Here is a 19,106-nt window from a genome sequence, read left to right on the forward strand (position 1 = left end):
CCGGGGGGCCGGGCGCGCGATTCATGATGGGGATGGGGGCTTCTATGGTCGTGCAACGACGAAGGATCACACGGGTGGGGCGGTGGCTCGTCGCCGCGGCGCTGGCGCTCGGAGCGGTCATCGCTCCGGGAGCCGTCTCGGCGGCTGCGGCGGCCGAGATCGTGCCGGGCAGTTCCGTGTACATCGGCGGCAAGCAGGGATACGGCGGGACGGGACTGTACCCGATCTGGTCGAGCGGGACGCCGACCGGGGACCCGGACTACTGGGCATACTGCATCGAGCACGACGTGCCGGCCAAGACCGGTGTCAACGGCGGCGCCGGCGACCCCGACGACTATCTCGGCAGCAACTACTTCACGGACCCGGCGGTCCAGGGCAAGGTGCTCTGGGTGCTCGCGCACAGCTACCCGGCACTGAGTCTGGAGGAGTTCGGAGCGGCCGCGGGCGTGCCCGACATCGCCCGCAACGATGCGATCGAGGCGACGCAGTACGCGATCTGGCGGTACACGGACCTGACCTTCGACGCGGCGTGGGCATTCGAGACCCCGGACTCCGAGGCCGCGTACTGGTACCTCGTGAACAGCGCGAACGCGAGTCCCGGCATGACTCCGGGTGACTTCGACGTCTCGGTCTCGGTCAGCGCACCGGCCGGCCCGCACGCCGCAGGCTCCCTGGTCGGGCCGTTCGTCGTGTCCACGGACCAGCCGGTCGCGACCGTCGCCGTCGACCCGGCCGTCACTGTGACCGACGCGGACGGCACTCCCGTCGACCTGTCCAGCGTGACCGATGGGCAGGAGCTCTACCTGGACCTGCGCACCGCCACGGACGCGGGGACGGCCACCGTCACCGCGAGCGTCACCGGATCGAGCAGCTCGGGGATGATCATCTCCGTGCCGACCACGCCGGGCGAGACCCCCACGGCGGAGGACCACGCGCAGTCGATGATGCTCATCGCTCCTGACACGCTGACGACCGACGCGGAGGCCACGGTGTCGTGGGCCGCGCTGCCGGGAAGCGCCGTGCCGGCGATCGGTACCTCGCTCGTCGACTCCGCGGACGGAGACCGGATCCTGCCGTGGAACGGCGGAACGGTCATCGACAGCGTGCACTACGAGGGTCTGACCCCCGGGGAGACCTACACGGTCTCCGGTGAGCTGATGCGCAAGTCGGACGGGTCCGGCACGGGGATCACCGGATCGACCACGTTCGTGCCGACGGAGCCGATCGGGTCGGTGGACGTGACGTTCGTCGTCCCCGAGGGGTACGCGGGTGAGACGTTGGTGGCGTTTGAAGATCTCTTCGTCGGTCCGGAGGTCTCCGGGGAGCCGGTGGCCGATCACCGCGACATCGATGATCCGGCGCAGACCGTGGTGGTCGAGGAGGCTCCGCAGGCCCCCGCGCCGGTGATCGGGACCTCGCTGACGGACTCGGCGGACGGCGACCGGGTGCTGGGGTGGAACGGTGGGACGGTCATCGACACCGTCGCGTACCAGAACCTGACTCCGGGTACGGAGTACACCCTGACGGGTGAGCTGATGCGGAAGTCGGACGGGTCGGCCACGGGCATCACGGGGTCGGTGACGTTCGTGCCGACGGAGCCGAACGGGTCGGTGGACGTGACGTTCGTGGTGCCGGCCGGATATGCCGGTGAGACGTTGGTGGCGTTTGAGGATCTCTTCGTCGGTCCGGAGGTCTCCGGGGAGCCGGTGGCCGATCACCGCGACATCGATGATCCGGCGCAGACCGTGGTGGTCGAGGAGGCTCCGCAGGCCCCCGCGCCGGTGATCGGGACCTCGCTGACGGACTCGGCGGACGGCGACCGGGTGCTGGGGTGGAACGGTGGGACGGTCATCGACACCGTCGCGTACCAGAACCTGACTCCGGGTACGGAGTACACCCTGACGGGTGAGCTGATGCGGAAGTCGGACGGGTCGGCCACGGGCATCACGGGGTCGGTGACGTTCGTGCCGACGGAGCCGAACGGGTCGGTGGACGTGACGTTCGTCGTCCCCGAGGGGTACGCGGGCGAGACGCTGGTGGCGTTCGAGGAGCTGCGCCTGTCCGGGGAGCCCGAGGGCGAGCCGGTGGCTGTGCACACGGACATCGACGACCCGGCCCAGACCGTCCTGGTCGAGGAAGCCCCCACTGCACCGGTCCCGGTCATCGGCACCTCACTGGTGGACGCTGACGACCAGGACCACGTGTTGGACAGCGACGGGGGCTCGGTGGTCGACACGGTCGCCTATCAGAACCTGACTCCGGGTACGGAGTACACCCTGACGGGTGAGCTGATGCGGAAGTCGGACGGCTCGGGGACGGGCATCTTGGGGTCGGTGACGTTCGTGCCGACGGAGCCGAACGGGTCGGTGGACGTGACGTTCGTCGTCCCCGAGGGGTACGCAGGTGAGACGCTGGTGGCGTTCGAGGAGCTGCGCCTGTCCGGGGAGCCCGAGGGCGAGCCGGTGGCCGTGCACACGGACATCGACGACCCCGCGCAGACCGTCCTGGTCGAGGAAGGGGAGACGCCGGGCGTGCCGTCGACGCCGACTCCGACGCCGGTGCCTTCGGCGCCGAGCCCGTCGGCGCCCAAGCCCGGGCACGAAGGCGACCTCGCCGTGACCGGTGCCGCGGCACCGATCGCCTTGGCGGGCGTGGCCGGCCTCGCGGTCGTCGCGGGGCTCACCCTGATGGCGGCGCGACGCCGGTCCACCCGCTGACCGATCACGGGGCGGAAGGGCGGTTCCCCCGCCCTTCCGCCCCGTGGCGTCCCCGTGGCGTCCCCGTGGCGTCCCCGTGGCGTCCCCGTGGCGTCCCCGTGGCGTCCCCGTGGCGTCCCCGTGCCGTCGGGCCGCGGCCATCGTGAGATCTCCGTGCAGCTCCGGCTGGCCGGCGGCCCGGGGCGTCGGCTCAGGAGCGCGGGGAGGGGGCCGGTGCGGCCATCGTCGCCTCGATGAGCGTGTGGTCCGCGAAGCGCTCGACCGCCAGGTCCAAGGTTCGCGAGGTGGAAGAGCCCAGGCGATCCGCGAGCTCGGGATCGCCGGTCGCGACGAGCAGCATCCGCAGATCGGCGCCGCGCTGGAGGAGCGTCACGACGAGCTCGCTGCCGGGCCGACTCTGCGCGATGCAGTCGAGGACGAGACGACCGAGGGGATCGGCCCGGGCGTCGTCGATCCGCACCTGATCCGGCGAGTGCAGGTGCAGGCGCACCTCCCTGAGGCGAGATTCCGCGAGCGCGAGGGTGAACCACCGGGTCATCCGGGTCGCGTCCTGCGCGACGGCGCTGACCTGGCGGAGGTATGTCTCCTCGTCGCCGCATCGCCGGCGCGTGTCGGGGTCGGTGGGCGACACGGTGCCGTCCGCGAGTGCCTGCAGCAGCTCGAGCGGCTTCCGGAGGCCGGAGGCGCTCCACTGGACCTGCACCTCCGTCGCTGCCTCCAGCCTCGCTGCTTCTCGGGCGGAGCGTTCCGCGGCCTGGCGGGTCTGTGCGATCTGCGCGCCGATCGAGCGGAACAGCCGGAAGAAGATGTGGCACACGATCGTGAGCACGAACGGCGGTGCGGCGAGCAGGGCGATCTCCGTCGCGGCGTCCGGGTGACCCACCGTCGCCGCCGTCGCGATGACCGCGACGCTGAGGACCTGCGTGACGAGCGCCGCGACGAAGGCGCGAAGCGAGGGGCGAGCGACGTGGAGCAGGACGGGAAGGACCGTCAGCGACATGCCCTGGAACAGGTAGGGCGCGTCGTCGCCGTAGTCCACGGCGAGGAACGCGCACATGTTCGCCACGGGGATCGCGGTGAGCAGCAGCGCGACCAACCACCGCGGTGCCGGCTCGAGGCCCCGGCAGCGGGTCCAGACCATGGCCCCGCTCGTGACGATCATGACCAGCAGGAAGTAGGCCGCCAGGCTGCCCTCCCGTGGGCGGATGGTCTCCAGCGCGAGTCCGATGGCGGTGGCCTGGGCGACCCAGGCCATGGCCGTGCGCAGCAGGAAGGTCTGCAGGGGCGCGCTCGTCGGGCCGGCGGGCTCCGGGTCCTGCCCGGGGACGCTGAGCGGCACGGCGAGGGCCACGGTCGTGCCCGCCCCGGGAGTACTGTGCAGCGTCACCCGGATCCCGTGCGCCCGGCCCCGTGCGAACAGGGAGGACGCGATCCCCCGCAAGGGGGTCTGGGCGCGGTCGAAGCCGCAGCCGTCGTCCGACACGACGATCCGCAGCTCGTCGTCCGCGTACCGGACGTCGATCGCGACATGGTCGGCTCCGGAGTGCTTGGCCGCGTTTCGGACCGCCTCGGACGCGCATCCGTAGACGGCGTCGAGCACCGGGGAGGGCAGCAGCGCCTGGAAGCGGCGGAGATCGTCGCCCGAGATCCCCGACCAGCGGACGGGGAGGCCCTCGTCGTCGAGGTCGGTCAGGCTGAAGCGGGGTTCGCGGCCGACCTGGTGGCGCTGGAAGTCGCGGATGCGCTCCAGGTCTCGTCGGCATCGCTCCCGGGCCTCCGCCGGATCCATGCCGCGGGTGCGATCGCGCGCGAGCGCGCCGAAGGTGTTGATGATCGTGTCGTGCAGCACGCGGACGTACTCGGCGGTCGTCTCCCGCAGCGCCCCGGCGCGTTCGGCCCGCAGCTCCTCGTCGGCCGCCTCCTCCCGCTGCCGGTCCAGGGCGCCGGCGATCCGGCGCAATGCGTTCGCGAACAGCGTGCTCGTCGCGACGAGCACGACGTTCGTGGCCACCGATGCGCTCAGCACGGCGCGGTCCCAGTCCGGGTGCGCGAGCAGGATGACACCGCCGAACCCGACGGTGAGCGCGGACGCCGCCACGACCGGCCGGACGCCAGGACGCAGCATGATCGGGAGGATGACCGTCCATGCCGTGAGCGGGACCAGGAGGCCGAGGAGCGGATCGTCCGGGTCGACAACGACGACGAACCAGAACACGACGGCGAGGTAGAACGGGACGATGAGGACCAGCGCGGGCGCGCGCAGGGCGAGGACGAGGACCCCGGCGATGGCGACCGCCGCGGCGACGAGGACCACGGTGGTCTTCGGCACGGCCACCCGGGAGGCGAGGGCGGCGGCCATCAGCAGGAACTGCACCAACACCAGACCGAGGAACTGCGCACGGCGCATGGCGTCGGAGAGGCTCGAGCCGAGCCAGCGGTCCGCGTCCGAGCGCGGCGCGGCGCGGCGGGACCTCCCGGGTGATGCGGTGGCTCGTGGCATGCGGGGATCCTCTCACGCGGGCACGGCACGAGTGGCTGTGGCGTGGTCGGGTCCGGATCGACGCTGGGGGGAAATGGCCGATCCGAACCCGACTCCTGCACCTCGCCGCGTGGCGGGGTCGTCGGTCCGATGCTGCACGCGATTCCTCCCGTGATCACGAGCCGACCCCAGGGCTCGTGGCGTCGACCGACGAGAAGGAGGCATCCGGAATCACCGGTACGACATCACCGCGGTGCGCCGACGTGCATCGCTGACGCCCTGCGATGCCCGCGATCTCCGCGGTGATGGCAGGGCGTCCGTGGCCTCCCTCACCCTCGAGTCAACGACTCGGGCGCCTCGGGTTCTTCCCGCGCCCGCCTTTTGACACCCCGGCGGGGTCGCTTCCGGCGGATTTGACCCCCGCCGGGGGTCACGCGGGGCCCGGCCTGCGGATCAGTCGTGGAGGGTGAGGTACCCGTCGCGTGCGGCGGTCCTGCTCCACTCCGCGCGGGAGGACAGCGGCCGGTCCACGGCCGCGTACTTGTTCCGGACCCGCTGCAGGTACTTCTTGGCCGTGTCCGGCCGGACGCCGATGGAGGAGGCGACGGCCTCGATCGAGAGGCCGGAGGCGTAGAGGATCAGCGCCCGCTCCTCCTGGTCGCTGAGCTTGGGCTGGTTCGGGTCCTGCGCGATCAGGACGGCGAGCTCCGGTGAGACCCACCACAGCCCGGAGAGGACCGCACGCAGGGCGGCGAGGATGCTGGACTCGGTGTCGCGCTTGCCGATCAGGCCGTGGACGCCCGACTGGATCATCCGGCGCGCCAGCGGGGGAGAGGTGAGCGCGGAGAAGAGCACCACGCGCATTCCGGTCGCGAGCAGACGCCGGACCGTCTCGGGCCTCGCGTGCGGCCCGCGCTCGACCATGAGGTCGAGCAGGACCAGGTTCGGCCGTGCGAGCCGGTCCGTCGACTCCAGCCAGGTCATGAAGGACGGGAGGTCCTCCCCGTCGTACACCACCGACATGTCGGACTGTGCGTTGATCAACGCCATCGCGTACTTGCGCTGCAGCAGATGGTCTTCGATGACCGCGATCCGATACATGTCTCCCCTTGCCACCGTGCGCGCGGCGCACCCCTCGCGGCCCCCCACGGTGGCACAGGACCGCCGTTCCCCGAATCGCAGAAACGTCGACTCTCAGCATACGAACCGGCCGGTCGGCGCGGGAAGCGCGACTCTTGACGAGTTATCAGATATCTGATCTACTGAGGCGGTCCCGAGTTCCGATGACGAAACACACCTGGAGGACCGCATGACCCGAACACGAGCTCTTCGCCGATCCGCCGTCACGGCGCTGGCGTTGACGACCACGATGTCCCTCGCAGCATGCGGCAGTCTCGGCGGCGGGGGAGGGGCGGCCGGCGGCGAAGGCGACGGGGTCGTCACGTTCTGGCACTACTACGGCTCTCCGCACGGCGACGCGCTCACCGCGATCCTCGACGACTACACCGCGGAGACAGGCGTCGAGGTCGAGGCCCGGTTCATCCCCTACGACGACTTCAACCGCACGCTCCAGCAGGCGGCCGCTGCGGGCGAACTTCCCGACATCGCGCTGATCAACGCGTTCGACACGGCGCAGATGGCCGAGGCCGGGATCATCGAGGATCTCGACTCCCGCGTCGAGGCGTGGGGCGAGAAGGACGCGTACTACGAGACCGGGTGGGAGTCCGGGCAGGTGGACGGCGTGACCTACGGCATCCCGCATCTGGCGGACGTCTACGCGCTGTACTACAACGAGGACATCCTCGCGAAGGCGGGCGTGTCCGTGCCCACCACCTGGGATGAGCTGGAGGCCGCCGCCGCCAGGATCACCGAGAGCGGCGCCGCGTCCTACGGCATGGCCATGTCCGGGATCGAAGGAGCCGAGGGCGCCACGGGCATCCTGCTGCGCACCCTCGCCGCCGGGGGAGACCTCGCTGACGTCGGCGGCGAGGCCGGTGTCGCCGCGCTCGAGTCGGTCCAGCGGATGACCGCGTCCGGAGCCCTTTCGCCGGGTTTCCTCACCTGGAACGAGGACGACGCCATGGCGGCGTTCACCAACGGCGAGGCGGGCATGGCCATCAACTCCGCCAGCGCGATCAACGTCGTGCGAGACAACGCCCCGGACCTGGTCTGGAACGTCGCTCCGCTGCCGCGCGACGCGACCGAGGCGACCTACCTGTCCGCGGAGAACCTCACGATCGGCGCGGGCAGCGGGGACGCCGACGCGGCGTGGGAGCTCATCGAGTGGATGCAGAGGCCCGAGGTCCTGGAGGAGTACCTGCCCGCGCGGAATAAGCTGCCCGCGCGGGACGACGTCCCCGGCGCCGTGACCGACCCGATCCGCGCGACGTTCGCGGACCAGCTCGTCCACGCCTGGGCTCCGAACGGCGAACTGGCCTCCCGGTCGAACGAGGCGCTGTCGCTGCTCCAACAGGCGCTGCAGGCGGTCGTCAGCGGTGCGGCAGCCCCCGCAGAGGCGGCGAAGACCGCACAGGCCGGGATCGACGAGGCACTGGGGAACTGAACGTGTCGGTGTCCGCCCCGCCCCGCCCCGCGGCGCGACCGCGCGTCGCCTCTCCTCCGGCTCCCGCCCGGCGCCGGCGGGGCGCAGTCCGACGGCTCGCCGCGCCGGCGCTGTTCGTCCTCCCGGCCGTGCTGTTCGTGGGGGCGACCGTCGTCTACCCGCTGCTGTACAGCGTTCTGCAGAGCTTCTTCGACGTCGGGCTCCGCGAGGTGGTGCAGGGCGGAGCCCAGTGGGTCGGGATCGACAACTACGTCGACCAGTTCGGGCGCCCGCGGTTCTGGTACGCGTTCGGGATCTCGATCCTGTATGCCGCCGGCAGCGTCGCGCTCACCTTCCTGCTCGGGCTCGGACTCGCGCTGCTGCTGCGCCGCGCCTTCCGCGGACGCAACGTGCTCCGTGCGCTGATCCTGATCGCCTGGGTGCTGCCCACGGTCGTCAGCGCCAACGTCTGGCGGTGGCTCCTGGACGGCAGCTACGGGCTCCTCAACGCCGTCCTGCGTTCGCTCGGGATCGTGGACGGGGACGTGTTCTGGCTCGGCCAGCCGGTGACGGCGATCGCGGCGGTGATCCTCGCGACGGCCTGGAGCTTCGCTCCCTTCGCCATGATCCTTCTCTCCGCGGGGCTCGAGGCGATCCCCGGCACGCTGTACGAGGCCGCGCGCATCGACGGGGCCTCGCCGTGGCAGCAGTTCCGCTACGTCACTCTGCCCCAGCTGCGCCCGGTGGCTCTGGCGGCCCTGCTGCTCATCTTCATCTACACCTTCAAGACGTTCGACACGATCTTCCTCATGACGGCGGGTGGCCCGGGAGGCGCCACCGCCACCCTTCCCGTCTACGCCTACAACGAGGCCTTCGAGTTCTCCCGTTTCGATACGGCGGCCGTCGCGACCACGGTGCTGATGATCGTGCCGGTCGTGCTGTCCGTCGTCTACTTCCGGTCCCTGCGCAAGGAGAACGATTCGTGACCGTCACACAGGCACTCCTGACCCCGGCCCGGAGGGGGGCCGGATCCGGACGCGATCGCGCTGTGCGGCGGTGGCTGGCCGGTCTCGGCGTCCTCGTGACCGTCGTCTATCTCGTGCCCGTCTACTGGATGGTGGTCACGTCCCTCAAGACAAACGACGCCGTGTTCCGGGTCCCGCCGGACCTCATCCCCCTCCCCGCCACCGTCGAGTCCTATGCCACGGCCGTGTTCCGGGACCCCGACATCGCTCGGGGGCTGACGAACAGCGCGATCATCGCGATCGGCACCACCCTGGTGACCTTGGCGCTCGCACTGCCCGCCGCGTATGGCCTCGCGAAGCTGCGCGTACGCGGGATCGGCGTCGTGATGATGCTCATGCTGATCGTGCAGATGGTGCCGTCCGTCAACCTTGCGCTGCCGATGTTCGTGCTCTTCAGCAGCGCAGGCCTCGTCAACTCCTACCTCGGGTTGATCATCGCCAACTGCGCGTTGGCGGTCCCCCTGGCGATCACGATTCTGCGCCCCTACTTCCTCAGCGTGCCCGCCGAGGTGGTGGAGGCGGCCAAGATGGACGGCTGCAACGAGCTCACCTCGTTCCTGCGGATCGCGCTGCCGATCTCGATGCCGGGGATCATCACGGTCGCCGTCATCAGCTTCCTCGGCGCCTGGGGGGAGTTCGTCTTCGGGCTCTCCCTTGCCACCAGCGAGAGCATCCAGCCCATCACGATCGTGCTCGCCGAGATCACGAACGAGTTCGGCGTGCGATGGAACGACCTCATGGCGGTCTCGGCCGTCGTCGCTCTCCCGGTGATCGCGGCGTTCATCTTCCTCCAGCGGTACATCGTCGCCGGGCTGACCGACGGCGCCACAAAGGCGTGACCAGTCACGCGAAGAAAGGATGGCTCATGAGCCGGTTCGAATTCTGGGCGGCCTCGTTGGCCCCGTACGACGACGCGGGACGCGTCGACGTCTCCCGGGTCCCGGAGCAGGCGGAGCATCTGCGCTCCATCGGGGTGCGCGGCGCGTTCGTGAACGGCACGAGCGGGGAGTTCCCGTTCCTCACCGTCGATGAGCGGATGGCCATCCTCGAGGCATGGGCTTCGTCCCGCCCCGACGGCTTCGCCCTCGGGGTTCAGGTCGGGGGGCTTCCGCTCGAGCCCACGAAGGAGCTCGCCGCGCATGCCGCGGGCCTGGGCGTCGACCTCATCTCCAGTGTCGCCCCTTACTACGGGCAGCCGTCGAGCGTCGCGCACACCGTGCGCTGGCTTGCGGAGGTGAGCGCGGCGGCCAGTGGCGTCCCGTTCTGCTACTACCAGATCCCCTCGATGACCGGGTCCACGCAGCGACCGAGCGGGATCCTGCGTGCGGCCGCGGGCGAGGTCCCCGCGCTGAGCGCCGTGAAGTTCACGGATGAGGACCTGATGGAGCTGGACGCGATCCGGAGGGAGCGGCCGGACATCGACGTCTATTTCGGCCGCGACGAGCTGCTCCCTGCCGCGCTCGCCTGCGGCGCGGAGTCGGCGATCGGCAGCCTCTACAACGCCCTGGCTCCCATCGGTCACGCGGTCGTGGACGCCTTCGACGCGGGGGAGACGGCTCACGCGTACGATCTGCACCGTCCCTTCCGCGACATCGCGCGGGTGGCGACCGGGCCTGGTTTCGTGAAGGAGCTCATGAACCGCCTCGGACCGGACGTCGGACCGGCGCGCGGTGTGTGGGGTCCGGTGAGCGCGGAGGAGCGTGCCGTGATCGACGCCCTGGTGCCGGCGCTGCGCGAGGAGATCGCGGCGGCGTCCGAGCGCGCGTCCGCCGTGAGCGCGGCCTGAGAGGTAGCGTCTGAGCATGAGATCCGGAGGACCGATCTATGTCGTTGCGCAGCGCCGGCTCCGCGACTACATCCGAGAGCACGATCTCGCCCCGGGGGACAGGCTCCCCAGTGAGGCGGAGCTCGCGGCGGAGCTGGGCGTCAGCCGGCTGTCCCTCCGCGAGGCCTCGCGCAGCCTGCAGACGCTCGGGGTGATCGAGGCGCAGCACGGGAACGGCCTGTTCGTGTCCGAGTTCTCGTTCCGGCCGATCATCGATCAGCTCCCCTACGGCGTCGCCGGCTCGGGCGCGGCCCTGCGGGAGGTCCTGGTCGCGCGGGAATCGATGGAGGTCGGACTGATGTCGGCCGTGGTGCGCGCCGACCCGGGGGAAGAGCTCGGACGCTGTGCCGAGATCGCCGCGGAGATGGTCGCACGCGACTCCCGGGGCGAGGATTTCCGCGATCTCGACGAGGAGTTCCACCGCACGCTGTACTCCGGTCTCCGCAACCCGCTCGTGGACAACCTCATCGACCTGTTCTGGCATCTGTTCGGCGAGCTCAGTCGCGAGGCCGGGGAGCGGATGCCTGCTCCCGCCTCCGACCGCGGCGTCGTCCACCAGCGCATCATCGACGCGCTGATCGCGCGGGACGAGGAACTCGCGGTTCGCCGGATGCGAGAGCACTTCGACGACCTGCGCCGGCGCGTGGCGGCCCTCGACCCGCGCTGACCCCACCCTGTCGGCCCCGGAGGGCCGCCTTTCGTTCCCTGATCCTCGGCGCCGATGGCGGCGCCGTCCGCATCGACGCTGTCGATGCCCCTTCCCGGAGGTCGAAGATGACTGTCTCGAAGCAGGAACTGTCCCGTCGTCACGTGCTCGGACTCGCGTCCGCGGCCGCGCTCGGCACTGCCCTCTCCGGAGCCTCGGTGCTCGCTCCGTCCGCAGCGGAGGCAGCGGTCGGCTCGGAGACGGTGAGCGGAGCGGTGTTGTCCGTCACGCCGCTGACCATGGCGGTGAGACGCGTGTCGCCCGCCACGTCCTTTCCGACGAACGCGTGGCCGCAGGGAAAGACCAGCGTGTCGAGCACGGGGCGGATCTACCAGGGGTACAACCGGTCGAGCGGTCACGGGGCGACCGACACCAAACCGCTGGTCACCTTCTCGGACGACCTCGGGGCGACGTGGTCCACACCGGTGGTCATCGTGCCCGGAGAGTCGAATGCGCGCGGGACGGACTGCTTCGCGCTGGGGGTCGACGCGGGGAACACGCTCTGGGCCATCATTCGCAGCCGTGGCGCCACCAACGCGGTCGGGACGACCCGGCACACCCTCTATTCCTCGGTCGACGGCGGCGTCTCCTGGGCGTCCCGGGTCGTGCTCGACGCCGTGCAGCAGGGCGGCTTCGTCCCGGAGCTCTTCCACGACCTCGAACTCGTCGGAGACCGGATGATGTCCGGCTTCCACTTCGCCGGGTCCTCACGGCTGGGGTTCCTGACGTTCGATCCGGCGGACCCGGTGGCGAGCTTGGCCTTCTTCGACGTCGTCGGCGACGGGAACGCCGCCTATCCGCCGGTGACCTACTGCGAACCGACCATCACGTGGGATCCCGTCGCGGGGAGGGTCGTCGGAGGACTGCGGACGCAGAAGGCCACCGGCGCGCCCACGCAGTTCTACTCCATGAACCCGGACGGCTCGGGCTTCGCGCGATGGAACGCTCCGGAGGGGTTCGCATACAGTCCGCTGCCTGTCGAGATCGTCGGGGAAACGGTCTACGCGTTGATCGTGGAGCGGTACGGTTCCTGCCGCATGGCGCTGTGGATCGGCGACCGCAGCCAGTTCCACGCGAAGAACACCGCATCGCCGGTCTTCCGCAGCATCGCGCTCGGGACCATGGGAGGGACCCCGATCTCCGGGTCCACCGAGATGGGGGTCCCGGATCTGGCGTCCGTCGGCTCCACACTGGTGCTCTCCTGGAGCTTCGAGGCGGACGACGGCTCCTCGAAAGTCCTCCTGGGGACGATCGACCTGACGGCGCCCTCGCGCGCGATCACCTACGCCGCGATCGCAGCCCTCTGACGAGGGGTCGCCGTGTGAGAGCAGGAGACGAATCCGTGGAGGGGCTGACGGGAATCGAACCCGCGCTGTCTGCTTGGGAAGCAGAAGTTCTGCCATTGAACTACAGCCCCGGAGCCTTGCGGCGTCTGGCCAGCATAACAAACGCCGCGCCCACCCGGTGACACCGCGGCTCCGCGCCTCGCGACGCAGGAAGAGCGCGGGCACGGCGACAGGGCTGCAGGCGAGCGTCGGAGCGGGCCGCTACGCTGAAAACGTGCTGCTCTCCGATCGGGATATCCGTGCCGGCCTGGACGAGGGAAGGATCGGGCTCGACCCGCTCGAGCCGTCGATGATCCAGCCGTCCAGCATCGATGTGCGCCTGGACCGCTACTTCCGGCTGTTCGACAACCACAAGTACCCGTTCATCGACCCGTCCGCCGACCAGCCCGAGCTGACCCGGCTCATCGAGGTCGATCCGGATGAGCCGTTCATCCTCCACCCGGGGGAGTTCGCCCTGGGCGCCACGTTCGAGCAGGTCTCCCTCGCCGACGACGTCGCGGCGCGGCTGGAGGGCAAGTCGTCGCTCGGGCGCCTCGGCCTCATCACGCATTCGACGGCGGGGTTCATCGATCCCGGCTTCCGCGGACACGTCACGCTGGAGCTCGCGAACGTCGCGACGCTCCCGATCAAGCTCTGGCCGGGGATGAAGATCGGTCAGCTCTGCTTCTTCCAGCTCACCTCCCCGGCCGAGAACCCGTACGGATCGGGTCCGTACGGCAACCGCTATCAGGGGCAGCGCGGGCCGACGGCCTCGCGGTCGTTCCAGAACTTCCATCGCACGAACGTCGGCGTGACCGACGCGGGATCCACAGGGGGCTGACATGCAGGGCGACGCGACCGATCCGGAGAACGGCGCAGGCATCCCGGACCCCGAGCCCGGGAGCGCGGCGGACGCCGGAGCGGTCCCGCCGCCCGCCGCGGGCGGCGACGATCTGCCCGAGGCCGGTTCCCCGGACGCCCCGGCGGCCCCCGCCGTGCCGGGCCCGGAGAACGCCCAGGCCGAACAGGCGCTCGCCGAGGCCTCCGACGCCGTGGCCGAGGCCGGTGCGCTCGCCGCGTCCCCCGCGGCCGAGGAGCTGAACCCGGAAGAGCTGCTCTCCTCGGGGGACGCCATCGACATCCCCCCGGCGCCGGAGATCCCCGAGCCGGATGCCGCGATCCTCGACCTCATCGAGTCGCCCCCGGACCCGCCGGTGGACGAGGCGCTGCTCGCCTCCGTCGCGGACGACCGGCCGTCAGGACCGGCGACGGACGCGGGCACCCATCTCATCCCCGCGTCGTCCGCCTCGTCGGGGCGCGCGCCGGGCGGGACCGCACCGGTGGACTCCGGACCGACCGGCGCAGGGGTCCCCTCGCCGAGCAGCGCGCCGACCGCACCCCCGACCACGGATGCAGCCGCGACGCCTCCCGGCGCCCCGGCTGGACCCTCGTCGCCGAGCGTCACGGCGTCCGGCGCCCTGGCGTCGTCGGACGTCTCGGGCGCACCGGGAGTGTCCCCCTTCGGCGGTCTGCCCGCGGCGCCGCCGGCCACGGACCTGCGGCGGGACGACGCTGCCATGGAGGACCGCAGCTACCGCGGATGGACCGTCGCGATCCTCGGCTTCCTCGGGCTGCTGCTCGTCGGTGCGATCGTGCTCATCGTCTTCCTCCTCGGGCAGTCCTCGCGGTCGGCGGCGCCGGCACCGGCGCCCACCGCATCGTCGTCGGCATCGTCCTCGGCGGCGCCCTCGGTCGCCCCGTCCCGGTCGCCCTCGACCACACGATCGCCGGCGGCGTCGGCGAGCCCGCGACCCACGGAGACCGACACCGCCGTTACACCCCGCCCGGCCGCGCGCTGCGACGAGGTCTGCACGGCGCTGGCGGATGAGGCCGGGACCCGGATCGTCAGCGCCGACGGCGCGGTGACCTGGCGACTCGCGGAGGGGTGGGAGACGGCGGACACCAACTCGGCCAATGCGGCCGAGGTGGCGCACGCGGTCTACACGTCTTCCGTCGGCGAGGTCGAGATGACCGTGTGGAGCTTCACGGGCGGATCCGCGGCCTCGGACCGCGCGTTCGAGCGCTTCGCCCAGGAACGCGGCACCCCCACCTCGCAGGACACCGTCTACGACGACGGACGCGGCATGCGGTACGACTACGACTCCGCGACGACCTCTGCCGTCCTCTGGACGGTCGGCGACGACCCGTCCCGCTCCTGGGTGATGCTCGTGGAGGGCCCCGCGGGTGATGAGGTGTTCCAGTTCTACCTGGCCCTGCCGCTCTGACCCGGCGCGCGCTGCGGCGGAGATCTCCTCCTCGCGCGGACGGTTAGGCGGGATTGCTCCGCCGAGGGCGCAGGACTCCGCCGAAGGCGTGCGACTCCGCCGTTGTGGCCGTCGTCCGGCGCGGGCCCAGATCTCCGATCGGTGCTGCGGATCCAAGGGTTGAGCGCCGACCGTCGTGCCCTCGCGGAGGCCGGACGATCCGTCGGGTGCGACGGACGCCCGGTCGGGCGGGCGCCGTGGAGCCACGCCAGAGTGGAAACATGACCACGACCGCCCCCACCCCCGTGACCACCGCCGCCGGATCGGCCCCGCTGCGCTACGGCGCCCTCATCACGATGATGGCGATGAGCTTCCTGCTCGTCACGGCCGAGTTCCTGCCGAACGGCGTGCTCACCGAGATCGCCGCCGACGTGGGGGTCACGCCCGGGCAGGCCGGGCAGATGGTCACCGTCACGGCGCTCGTCGGGCTGCTCGTGGCCCCGACCATCGGACTCGCGCTTCCCCGCCTCGATCGCCGCTCCCTGCTGGTCTGGATGGCGGTGGCCGCCGCGGTCTCCAACATCGTCGTCGCGTTCGCGCCCTCGCTGCCGCTGCTGCTGCTGGCTCGGATCCTGCTCGGCGCGGCGTTGTCGGGGTTCTGGACGATGTCGATCACCGTGGCCGCGCGCATCGCCGGTCCCGAGCGCCTCGGCCGGGCCGTGATGTTCACGTCGGCGGGAACCTCCCTCGCCACGGTCGCGGGAGTGCCGATCGGCGTGATGCTCAGCGAGCTCGCCGACTGGCGGACGGTCTTCGTCATCGCCGCGGTCGCGACGGGAGCCCTCGCGATCGCCCTGCGGATCCTCCTGCCCTCGGTCCCGGCGGAGAACGCCGCTCGGCTCTCCGTGCTGCTGGACACGGTGCGCCGTCCGGGCATCGCGCTCGGCGTCGTCGGCCACGTGCTCGTGGTGCTCGGGCACTTCCTCGCCTACACCTACATCCGGCTCGCGCTGGACCGGGTCCAGATGGACGGCACTCCGATCGACGCGGGCACCGTGATCCTGCTGCTCGCCGTCTTCGGCGTCGGCGGTCTCGTGGGGAACCTCGTGATCGGCGTGGTCATCGACCGCACCTACCGTCTGTTCGCGGTCGTCTCCCCGCTCGTGATCGCCCTGATGGTGCTGCTCGTGATCCTCGGATCCGCTTCCCCGTGGACGATCGGCGTCGCCGCGTTCGTCTGGGGCTTCTTCTTCGCCTCGTGGCTGCTCATCGTGAACACCTGGGTCGGGCACCGGATGCCGGATCGCCTGGAGGCCGGCGGCAGCGTCGTGGTCGTCGGATTCCAGGCCGCCATCATGATCGCCGCCGGGGTGGGCGGCGCGCTGGTGGACGGTGTGGGGATCGAGGTCGTGTACGTCGCCGGCGCCGTCGCGCTGGCCGTGGGCGCGGTCCTGTTCGGTCTGTCCAACCGGGCGGGCGCGCGCCGCTGACGCCGCGGCCTCCGCCGTGGGAGGCGAGGGGCTCAGGCGGGAAGCGCGGCGGTGCGCGCGGCCCGCCAGGCCGACGGGGTCATCCCGGTGTGCCGACGGAATGCGCGGCTGAACCCTTCGTCGGATCCGTAGCCGAGCTCGCGCGAGATCTCGCTCACGCTGTAGCCGCGGCGCAGCAGCTCCTGGGCGGAGCGCATCCGCACGTCGGTCACATAGCCGAGGGGCGAGCGGCCGAAGGCCTGCCGGAAGCGCTCGGCGAAGACGGAGCGCGACATCGCCCCCAACGTGGCCAGGCTGTCCAGCGACCAGTCCCGACCGGGCTCGGCCTGGATCGCGTCGACGACCCGGTCCAGGAACGGGTCGTTCGACAGGGACGGCCAGCCGGCGGGGGCGCAGCCGTTCGAGGACCAGGCCCGGATCACCGAGGCCAGCACCGTCCGGGACATCATCCGGCAGATCGTGAGGTCGCCCTCCCGGTCGGGGCAGGCGTTCTCGCGGTCCACGCCCATGTGCTGGGCGAGCGCGGCGGCGGCGGGCTCGAGCGTGTCGAACCCGGTCACGAAGGCGCGCTCGGGGAGCAGGCCGGCGACGTGGGCGGATCCGTCGGCGAGGTCGAGGGACGACAGCAGGATCCGCGCCCGTCCTCGAGCCTCCAGCGCGAGCGGTCGGCCGCCGGTGGACAGCAGGACGTCACCCGCGGACAGCGCGCTGAGGGGCGGTTTCGCCGGCGAGAGGGACACCCGGCCGGTCGGGCGGATGGTGCAGGAGGAGCCGCCGTCGGAGAGGATCCGGACCTCGCCGTCGAGCACGTACACGAGGGCGAGGTCGCCCGCGTCGACGGGGAGCGCCTCTCCCGCATCGAGGGAGACCCGGATCTGGCGCCGGATGTGCACGTCGACCGCCGCGAGGACGGTTTCGAGCGCCGCCGCCGACCGACGTTCCGGCGCCGCGACGTCGACACGCGTGCGGACGGTCGGGGCGGGGGCGGCGATCGTGCTCATAGAAGGACGAACCGGCGCTCGGAGCGACGTATTCCGTCATGACGTCGCGTGTGCGCGCCGGGACAGGCGAAGGCCCCGCGTTCGCGAACGCGGGGCCTTCGGTGGCCGGGCTGGCATCGGAGAGGGTCAGCGCTCGCCGAGGTGGAGGTGGATGTGGGTCGCTCCGGAGCGGCGGTGGCCGCCGTGAGAGGGGCGGCCGTGGTGCGAGTGGCGACCGCGGCGGCCGTCGTGTCCTCCCCGCGGCCCGTCGCACTCTTCCCGGCCGAACCGGTCGGCGGGGCCGAACCGGTCGGCATCGGGGAACCGGTCGAACCGCTCGGCGCCGTGGTCGCCGTGCGGCCGGCGGCCGAATCCGGCGCGCGTCGGGTCGGTGTGGTGCGGGTCCGCAGGACGGCCGTGGCCGAAGTCGGCGTGTCGGCGCATTTCGCGCAGCACGGCACCGAAGGCGCGACGTGCGCGGTCGTCCTGGCCGTCGTCGTGTCGGTCCTGGTGCCGATCGCCGTGCCGGTGCTCGTCGTGCCGGTGCTCGTCGTGCCGGTGGGGACGCCCGGGGCGCCGGGGGAGGCGCCTGCCCTCCTGCCAGCCGAGCTCGCGGGCGATCTTCTCGAGCGTCGAGGCCATGGCGGCGAACTCGTCGGGCTCGACGGCGCCGGCGATGCGGGCGCGGATGCCGGCGACGAGGGCATCGAGGCGTTCCTTCGCGCCACGTCCTTCGTCGGTGAGCGTCCAGCCGTCGCCGTCGCTCGCCACCCAGCCGAGCTCGACCAGGCGGCGGAGCTTGGACGCCGACGGCGGGCGGTCCGACGGGGCGGTCCCATCGACGACGTTGAGCAGCCGCCACTCGCGACGGCTCACGCCCTCGTTCTCGAAGGCGCGGGCGAACTCGGCCGCCATCAAGCGGTCGACGGCGGTGATCCAGAAGCCGAACGGTCGATCGGCGGAGTGTGAGGTGGAGTCCTGGGTGTTCATGGGTGATGTCCTTTGCTTGTCATTGTGCATGTGTATGTAGTGTGACATGCGATTTAGATGCATGTCAAGTCGCATGTAAAATGAGCGGGTGAGCACTCCGCAGCGCCCATCGGACGGCGAGGTCCCCGATCCCGTCGACGCGATCTTCACGTTCCTCGGACGACTTCGTGGACGAGGGCCCTTCGGCCCCGGGGATCCGCGCATGCACGGCGGCCCGCACGCCCGGGGTCATCGGCACGGCGTGCCCGCTCCCTCGGACGGCGACCGGGACGGAGTGGGCCTGCACGGCGGGCACGGCCACGGCGGCCATCGCGGGCACCGCGGGGCCGGGATGCCCGGCGGGCGGGGCGGACACGGGATGGACGGACGCGCACCCGCGCGGCTGCGGATGCTGGAGGCGCTCGCGGGGGGTGCTCTCAGCGTCAGTGCGATCGGCGAGGCGATCGGGGTCGATCAGCCCCGCGCCTCACGGCTCGTGCAGCAGGGCGTGGACAGCGGATGGGTGGTCCGCGAGGCGGATCCGGAGGACGCGCGGCGCACCCGCATCGTGCTCACCGACGAGGGCCGACGGCTGATCCGTGGCGTCCGCGGCGAGCGGCGCGAAGTGCTCGGTCGCGCCCTGGAGGCGCTGGAGCCGGAGGAACGCACGGAGCTCGCACGTCTGCTCACGAAGCTCGCCGAGAACTGGCGCTGACCCCCCTCGGGGCGTCGGGCGTTTCGTCTGGCTCCGCTCGCTCAACGACCGTCGCGCCTTCCGGTCGTT

At 71.4% G+C, this 19,106-nt stretch carries 15 protein-coding genes and 1 tRNA gene; 11 read left to right on the plus strand and 5 right to left on the minus strand.

Features of this window, described 5'->3' with window-relative positions; genetic code table 11:
• The first annotated feature begins 74 nt into the window (after window positions 1-74).
• Window positions 75-2,717: a VaFE repeat-containing surface-anchored protein gene (locus tag V6R91_RS10205; protein WP_336395346.1), complete on the plus strand. Its 2,643-nt coding sequence runs from the start codon at window positions 75-77 to the stop codon at window positions 2,715-2,717.
• Window positions 2,718-2,907: 190 nt separating this feature from the next.
• Here V6R91_RS10205 and V6R91_RS10210 read toward each other — a convergent pair whose 3' ends face one another.
• Both V6R91_RS10210 and V6R91_RS10215 read right to left on the minus strand, forming a co-directional pair.
• Window positions 2,908-5,217, minus strand: a complete 2,310-nt coding sequence (locus tag V6R91_RS10210; RefSeq protein ID WP_336395347.1) for an ATP-binding protein — start codon at window positions 5,215-5,217, stop codon at window positions 2,908-2,910.
• Between the two features lie 432 nt (window positions 5,218-5,649).
• Window positions 5,650-6,297: a hypothetical protein gene (locus V6R91_RS10215; protein ID WP_336395348.1), complete on the minus strand. Its 648-nt coding sequence runs from the start codon at window positions 6,295-6,297 to the stop codon at window positions 5,650-5,652.
• A 208-nt stretch (window positions 6,298-6,505) separates the two neighbouring features.
• On the opposite strand from V6R91_RS10215, the gene V6R91_RS10220 reads away from it, so the two are divergent.
• From V6R91_RS10220 to V6R91_RS10245, 6 genes are all read left to right on the plus strand, one after another.
• Window positions 6,506-7,759, plus strand: a complete 1,254-nt coding sequence (locus V6R91_RS10220; protein ID WP_271060924.1) for an ABC transporter substrate-binding protein — start codon at window positions 6,506-6,508, stop codon at window positions 7,757-7,759.
• Window positions 7,760-7,761: 2 nt separating this feature from the next.
• The gene (locus tag V6R91_RS10225; protein WP_336395349.1) at window positions 7,762-8,724 is read left to right on the plus strand and encodes a carbohydrate ABC transporter permease; all 963 of its coding nucleotides are present in this window, start codon (window positions 7,762-7,764) and stop codon (window positions 8,722-8,724) included.
• On the plus strand, window positions 8,721-9,602 hold the full coding sequence (locus V6R91_RS10230) for a carbohydrate ABC transporter permease (RefSeq protein WP_271060926.1): 882 nt from the start codon (window positions 8,721-8,723) through the stop codon (window positions 9,600-9,602). The genes V6R91_RS10225 and V6R91_RS10230 overlap by 4 nt, the downstream gene beginning before the upstream one ends.
• Before the next feature lie 26 nt (window positions 9,603-9,628).
• Window positions 9,629-10,549 (plus strand): dihydrodipicolinate synthase family protein, encoded by a 921-nt coding sequence (locus V6R91_RS10235; protein ID WP_336395350.1) that lies wholly within the window; start codon window positions 9,629-9,631, stop codon window positions 10,547-10,549.
• 16 nt (window positions 10,550-10,565) lie between these two features.
• Window positions 10,566-11,255, plus strand: coding sequence for a FadR/GntR family transcriptional regulator (locus V6R91_RS10240; RefSeq protein WP_067244925.1), 690 nt, complete (start codon window positions 10,566-10,568; stop codon window positions 11,253-11,255).
• A 107-nt stretch (window positions 11,256-11,362) separates the two neighbouring features.
• On the plus strand, window positions 11,363-12,601 hold the full coding sequence (locus V6R91_RS10245; protein WP_336395351.1) for a sialidase family protein: 1,239 nt from the start codon (window positions 11,363-11,365) through the stop codon (window positions 12,599-12,601).
• 36 nt (window positions 12,602-12,637) lie between these two features.
• Here V6R91_RS10245 and V6R91_RS10250 read toward each other — a convergent pair.
• A tRNA-Gly gene (locus V6R91_RS10250) sits at window positions 12,638-12,711 on the minus strand.
• 143 nt (window positions 12,712-12,854) lie between these two features.
• On the opposite strand from V6R91_RS10250, the gene dcd reads away from it, so the two are divergent.
• The 3 genes from dcd (at window position 12,855) to V6R91_RS10265 (ending at window position 16,373) form a co-directional block, all read left to right on the plus strand.
• Window positions 12,855-13,460 (plus strand): dCTP deaminase, encoded by a 606-nt coding sequence (gene dcd / locus V6R91_RS10255; protein WP_067244913.1) that lies wholly within the window; start codon window positions 12,855-12,857, stop codon window positions 13,458-13,460.
• A 1-nt stretch (window position 13,461) separates the two neighbouring features.
• The gene (locus V6R91_RS10260; protein ID WP_336395352.1) at window positions 13,462-14,904 is read left to right on the plus strand and encodes a hypothetical protein; all 1,443 of its coding nucleotides are present in this window, start codon (window positions 13,462-13,464) and stop codon (window positions 14,902-14,904) included.
• Between the two features lie 260 nt (window positions 14,905-15,164).
• A complete protein-coding gene (locus V6R91_RS10265; protein WP_067249514.1) occupies window positions 15,165-16,373 on the plus strand; it encodes an MFS transporter in 1,209 nt (402 codons plus the stop codon).
• Window positions 16,374-16,405: 32 nt separating this feature from the next.
• Here V6R91_RS10265 and V6R91_RS10270 read toward each other — a convergent pair whose 3' ends face one another.
• Together V6R91_RS10270 and V6R91_RS10275 are read right to left on the minus strand one after the other, a co-directional pair.
• On the minus strand, window positions 16,406-17,374 hold the full coding sequence (locus V6R91_RS10270; RefSeq protein WP_336395353.1) for an AraC family transcriptional regulator: 969 nt from the start codon (window positions 17,372-17,374) through the stop codon (window positions 16,406-16,408).
• Window positions 17,375-17,500: 126 nt separating this feature from the next.
• Complete coding sequence (locus V6R91_RS10275; protein ID WP_336395354.1) at window positions 17,501-18,343, minus strand: MarR family winged helix-turn-helix transcriptional regulator; 843 nt, start codon at window positions 18,341-18,343, stop codon at window positions 17,501-17,503.
• Window positions 18,344-18,431: 88 nt separating this feature from the next.
• On the opposite strand from V6R91_RS10275, the gene V6R91_RS10280 reads away from it, so the two are divergent.
• Window positions 18,432-19,037: a MarR family winged helix-turn-helix transcriptional regulator gene (locus V6R91_RS10280; protein WP_336395355.1), complete on the plus strand. Its 606-nt coding sequence runs from the start codon at window positions 18,432-18,434 to the stop codon at window positions 19,035-19,037.
• Window positions 19,038-19,106 lie beyond the last annotated feature (69 nt).

The sequence above is a fragment of the Microbacterium sp. CCNWLW41 genome (genome assembly GCF_037083505.1).